The sequence below is a fragment of the Kluyvera sp. genome (genome assembly GCF_965301105.1).
This window is the reverse complement of the sequence record NZ_CBDKZX010000138.1, coordinates 1-5,560: the sequence shown is the minus strand read 5'-3', so window position 1 is coordinate 5,560 and position 5,560 is coordinate 1. Positions and strand designations below refer to the sequence as shown.

Here is a 5,560-nt window from a genome sequence, read left to right as displayed (position 1 = left end):
ATTTTATCGCTCTATTATTAGTTCAACAAACCACCCCACAATATAAGTTTGAGATTACTACAATGAGCGAAGCACTTAAAATTTTGAACAACATCCGTACTCTTCGTGCGCAGGCAAGAGAATGCACCCTTGAAACGCTTGAAGAAATGCTGGAAAAATTAGAAGTTGTTGTTAACGAACGTCGTGAAGAAGAAAATGCTGCTGCGGCAGAAATCGAAGAGCGCACACGTAAACTGCAACAATACCGCGAAATGCTGATTGCTGACGGTATTGATCCGAACGAACTGCTGAATAGCATGGCTGCTGCCAAGACTGGCACCAAAGCGAAACGCGCTGCACGTCCTGCTAAATATAGCTACGTTGATGAAAACGGCGAAACCAAAACCTGGACTGGCCAGGGCCGTACCCCAGCAGTAATCAAAAAAGCGATGGATGAGCAGGGTAAATCTCTGGACGATTTCCTGATCAAGGATTAATCCTCACGCTGTGTAAAAATCCCGCTACGGCGGGATTTTTTATATCTGGACCTTTACCACCAGCTTGATAACACATCGGCACAAGCTCGTTCATTTTTTATCCTTTCGTGTTATTTAAAAATAAAAAAACCGGGTTTCCCCGGCTTTTTCGTCCTCACGATATTACTTCGCGATGCCCAGCGTGTCTTGCAGCCACGCTTTGAAATCTTCACCCAGCGTATTATGACGGATGCCGTATTCCACAAACGCCTGCATATACCCTAGCTTGTTACCACAGTCATGGCTTTTGCCTTTCATGTGATAGGCCTCCACGGTCTCTTTTTCGATCAGCATGTCGATAGCATCAGTCAGCTGAATCTCATCACCGGCGCCTGGAGGGGTTTTCGCCAGCAATGGCCAGATTTCTGCACTCAGGACGTAGCGTCCCACAACCGCGAGGTTAGACGGTGCAACGTCGGCTTTCGGCTTCTCAACCACCCCAACCATCGGCACGCTATCGCCCGGGTTCAGGGTCGCGCCTTTGCAATCGACCACACCGTAGGCAGTAACGTCAGCAACCGGCTCAACCATGATCTGGCTTGAGCCCGTTTCGTCAAAGCGCGCGATCATTTCAGCCAGGTTATCGCGGCTCAGATCGGATTCATATTCATCAAGAATAACGTCCGGCAGGATGACCGCGACAGGCTCATTACCAACGACAGGATGCGCGCACAGCACCGCGTGGCCCAGACCTTTTGCCAGCCCCTGACGAACTTGCATAATGGTGACATGCGGCGGGCAGATAGACTGTACTTCTTCCAGAAGCTGACGTTTGACGCGCTTCTCCAGCATGGCTTCAAGCTCAAAGCTGGTGTCGAAGTGGTTTTCAATAGAATTCTTGGAAGAATGGGTAACCAGTACAATTTCAGTGATACCAGCTGCGATACACTCGTTCACGACATACTGAATTAAAGGCTTATCGACCAGCGGCAACATTTCCTTTGGAATTGCTTTAGTCGCAGGCAACATCCTTGTACCTAATCCGGCAACCGGGATAACAGCCTTTTTAACTTTCGAATTTAGGGCAGCCATTCAAATCTCCTGAACTGTTCAAACTTTGAACTTGCTCGTTTATTAATAACGCGTCGAGTATATCATCACAACCTACTGAGGCTGCTCTGAAAAGGACGCGATGACCTCGAATTAAGATTTATACTCGAAAGTCGGACTGAAGGAAGAGCGCTGCCCATAAACCCCGCGCTGACGTTAATCACCGCCGCCGAAGATAACGGGTCCGTTCAACGCACCAGCACGCTGAAGTATGACGAGTATATCCACATCAATTTGCCAGATAGTAGCACCACGGCAGAAAAGCCGTTAAAGCTATCCCTGTAAAAAAATGCGTTTGCTCATTCCGCAGACAACATTAAGCGTAAACGACCACCATTTCCCCAAATCTGGCACTGCCAGGAAGTGCAACGCTGACTTATTTGGTTGAGATAAGCGTTACCTAACGTCCCCAGCGGTACGCCATTACTTATTTGTATTTGATGTTCGCCGGTATTTAATGTGCCGTTCAAACCAGCAGAGACCAGGATGAGATTTTTTAACCCGCTATGATAATAACCCACGAGTAACGGAAACTGTCCGGGAAGATTGGCCTGACGCAATAGCTGATTGACCTGCTTTAACAAACTGCCTAATTCGGGTAGGCGTTGACCTTGATGTGCCAGCTGTTCTTGCAAGAGACCATTAAAGAGCACACGCAATAATAATGCCGCCAGTACCCCATTATCGCCCGCGCGGGTAACATCCAGGCAATAAAATGCCAAATCGTGCTCAGACAGTGGCGCTATATCCAACACTAAACCGGGGGCGTCGACCGACATCAGCTGGCGATAATTTATCCGACAGTGCGATATTCTTTGCTGCACCGGCGGCTGTAGCTCTTGTAAAAGCTTTGCCGCCGCCGCGGGATTGTTCACCAACGCATCCCAGTCTTCAAATAACCGCTCTTCTTCTTCCACCCGGGAATTAAACATATTGGGATAAAGGCAGGCCAAAACCGTTTCACGCAGCCGGTTCAAATCTTTAACCGGCTTTAATAACACATCCTGAACGCCAAGGCGCAGCGCTTTGGCAATATCAGCCATATTTTCGGTCGCGGAAATGATGAGAATGGGTAGCGTATCGCCGGCATTGCGCAGATGTTCGACCAGCTGTAAGCCGTTCATGCGCGGCATTGCCAGGTCACATATCATCAGATCGGGTCTTTGGCTTTCCATCTGCGAAAGCGCGTCAACGCCGTCCTGAGCAAGCAGCGTGTGTGCACCGAGCGACGAAAGCCATGAATCCATAAGTGAGCGGAAAACCGGTTCGTCTTCGACAATCAAAATCTGTTTTCCCGCCAACGGCTGCGTCATGATATCTCCCCTGCCCGACGATATCTAAATAGTGGCATGCTATTGTGATAATCGCCTTTCAGAATTTGCTGAAGTAGTCGAAAAAAATGCCTTAAGTTGAACTCTGTACTAAAGGCAGCAGCTCATCTGTCTTTTTTTCAACCGCTTGTTGACCCGCGGCTATTGCAGATGAAGCTCGATGAAAATCCAGAGTTGAAATCTGGGGACAAAACGGTTGTAACAGAATGTCCGGCGGGTCACCCGCCATGCGGTTACGTTTGAGCCGATTTTCCAGCACCTGGATGGACGTTGTCATAATTTCCATTGCTGTGGGCGCAACCACCGACCGGCGAGAAGCGACACGTCCCAAACGGGCGCGCAGGCGCTCATGCCATGATAGCTCATCTGGCGATTCATTCATCTCTCCATCGGGCTGAATATTGACGGACAGGAGATCCTGCTGCATAAGGTGTGCGTCGTGTTGCAAATCGACCGCAATGACAATGTCAGCCCCCAGCGCACGTGTTAACGAAACCGGTACCGGGTTAACGACCGCGCCATCCACTAACCAATAACCGTTATGCTGCACCGGCGCCATCAACCCCGGTATGCTACACGATGCGCGAACCGCCATATGCAGATCACCTTCGGTAAACCACAGTTCACGGCCGGTGCTAAGGTTAGTCGCAACCGCCGCAAAACGACGCTCGCACTGTTCGATCGTGTCGTTCGGCATAATCTGCCGATAGTGATTAAAGACGCGTTCACCGCGCAGCAGCCCGCCCCGACGCCATGACAAATCCATCAGGCGCAGCACATCCCAATAGCTGAATGAACAGACCCACTTCTCCAGCGCCGGAAGTTGATTGCTGGCGTACGCCGCCCCCACCAGCGAACCGATGGAACACCCGGCAACGATATCAATCTCTATACCCATTTTCTGCAGCGCTTTAATCACGCCAATATGCGACCAGCCCCGCGCCGCCCCTGAACCTAACGCCAGGCCAATTTTAATCTTTCTCATTGTGACCGATGAACATCCTCTTGCTTCTGGCGTGGTATCATCCCCATCGCTCGGTTACCATAGTGCAATCAGGCGTAACGTCGCCGTTAATTTATCGTTTCAGGGAGATCGCTTTGTCTGAACTTTGCCCCTGTGGGAGCGCCCTCGAGTATAGCTTATGTTGCCAGCGTTATCTGTCCGGCAACGAAGTCGCACCGAGCCCATCACACCTTATGCGCTCACGCTATTGCGCCTTCGTGAAGAAGGATGCAGATTATCTGGTCAAAACCTGGCATCCCAGCTGTCAGGCTGCCGCGTTTCGTGATGATATTCATAACGGTTTTGCCCATACCGAATGGCTAGGGCTGACCGTATTCGCCACCGACGATGGCCGCAACGCGGATGAAGGTTTTGTCAGCTTTGTCGCTCGTTTTCGTGAACATAACAAAAATGGCGCCATCATTGAGCGTTCGCGATTCTTAAAAGAAAACGGTCAGTGGTACTATATTGACGGTACGCGGCCAGTGATTGGCAGAAACGACCCTTGCCCTTGCGGTTCAGGGAAAAAATTTAAAAAATGCTGTGGGCAATAAACGCCTGACAACAGCTTCGCAAACATCATCAACAGGATTTACCCGGCAATGCACTCCATTCAACGAAAAGTACTACGCACCATCTGCCCTGACCAGAAAGGCCTGATCGCGCGCATCACCAACATCTGCTACAAACACGAATTGAACATCGTGCAGAACAATGAATTCGTCGACCACCGCACCGGACGTTTCTTTATGCGTACCGAACTGGAAGGCATCTTCAACGACGCCACCCTGCTCGCAGATTTAGACAGCGCGCTGCCGGAAGGTTCCGTACGCGAGCTGAATCCTGCGGGACGCCGCCGCATCGTTATTCTGGTGACGAAAGAGGCGCACTGCCTTGGCGATCTGTTGATGAAAGCCAACTACGGCGGCCTCGATGTCGAAATTGCCGCCGTCATCGGTAACCACGAGACTCTGCGTACGCTGGTTGAACGTTTTGGTATTCCGTTCCAGCTGGTCAGTCATGAAGGGCTGGCTCGCGAAGAGCACGATAAATTAATGGCCGATGCCATCGAAGCACACGAGCCTGACTACGTAGTGCTGGCGAAATATATGCGCGTGCTGACGCCTGAGTTTGTCGCCCGTTTCCCGAACAAGATTATCAACATCCACCATTCATTCCTGCCGGCGTTTATTGGCGCCCGCCCGTACCATCAGGCCTACGAGCGCGGCGTGAAAATTGTCGGTGCGACCGCACACTACGTGAACGATAACCTGGATGAAGGTCCAATCATCATGCAGGACGTTATTCACGTCGATCACACCTATACGGCAGAAGACATGATGCGAGCCGGTCGTGACGTCGAGAAAAATGTACTGAGCCGTGCGCTGTATCAGGTGCTGGCGCAACGCGTTTTCGTTTATGGTAATCGCACGATTATTCTTTAATCGTTAGCGAAATGAATTGATTAGCTTTAACCCGTTGCGGATAAAAAGCAGGCAAACAGTTCATTTTCGATAAACGAATGCTTTACAGCGGCGCGTCATTTGATATGATGCGCCCCGCTTCCCGAGAAGGAAGCAGGCCAGTAAAACCAAGCATTACCCCAGTGGTGGGGTTCCCGAGCGGCCAAAGGGAGCAGACTGTAAATCTGCCGTCATCGA

General features: G+C 50.7%; 6 protein-coding genes. 3 read left to right on the top strand and 3 right to left on the bottom strand.

Annotated features, from left to right (window positions below):
- Window positions 1-62 precede the first annotated feature (62 nt).
- Window positions 63-476: a histone-like nucleoid-structuring protein H-NS gene (gene hns, locus ACW14G_RS22060; RefSeq protein WP_064545023.1), complete on the top strand. Its 414-nt coding sequence runs from the start codon at window positions 63-65 to the stop codon at window positions 474-476.
- 162 nt (window positions 477-638) lie between these two features.
- On the opposite strand, the gene galU is transcribed toward hns, so the two are convergent.
- From galU to rssA, 3 genes are all read right to left on the bottom strand, one after another.
- Window positions 639-1,547 carry a UTP--glucose-1-phosphate uridylyltransferase GalU gene (gene galU / locus ACW14G_RS22055; protein ID WP_249023192.1) on the bottom strand — a complete coding sequence of 303 codons (909 nt, stop codon included), beginning with the start codon at window positions 1,545-1,547 and terminating at the stop codon, window positions 639-641.
- A 317-nt stretch (window positions 1,548-1,864) separates the two neighbouring features.
- Window positions 1,865-2,878, bottom strand: coding sequence for a two-component system response regulator RssB (rssB, locus tag ACW14G_RS22050; protein ID WP_249023191.1), 1,014 nt, complete (start codon window positions 2,876-2,878; stop codon window positions 1,865-1,867).
- A 91-nt stretch (window positions 2,879-2,969) separates the two neighbouring features.
- Entirely contained in the window at window positions 2,970-3,881 is a 912-nt protein-coding gene (gene rssA, locus ACW14G_RS22045; protein ID WP_167575717.1) for a patatin-like phospholipase RssA, read from the bottom strand.
- 113 nt (window positions 3,882-3,994) lie between these two features.
- Between rssA and ACW14G_RS22040 the strand changes: the two genes are divergently transcribed.
- Together ACW14G_RS22040 and purU are read left to right on the top strand one after the other, a co-directional pair.
- Window positions 3,995-4,453: a YchJ family protein gene (locus tag ACW14G_RS22040; protein WP_249023313.1), complete on the top strand. Its 459-nt coding sequence runs from the start codon at window positions 3,995-3,997 to the stop codon at window positions 4,451-4,453.
- A gap of 48 nt (window positions 4,454-4,501) precedes the next feature.
- The gene (purU, locus tag ACW14G_RS22035; protein ID WP_163448661.1) at window positions 4,502-5,344 is read left to right on the top strand and encodes a formyltetrahydrofolate deformylase; all 843 of its coding nucleotides are present in this window, start codon (window positions 4,502-4,504) and stop codon (window positions 5,342-5,344) included.
- Window positions 5,345-5,560: the final 216 nt, after the last annotated feature.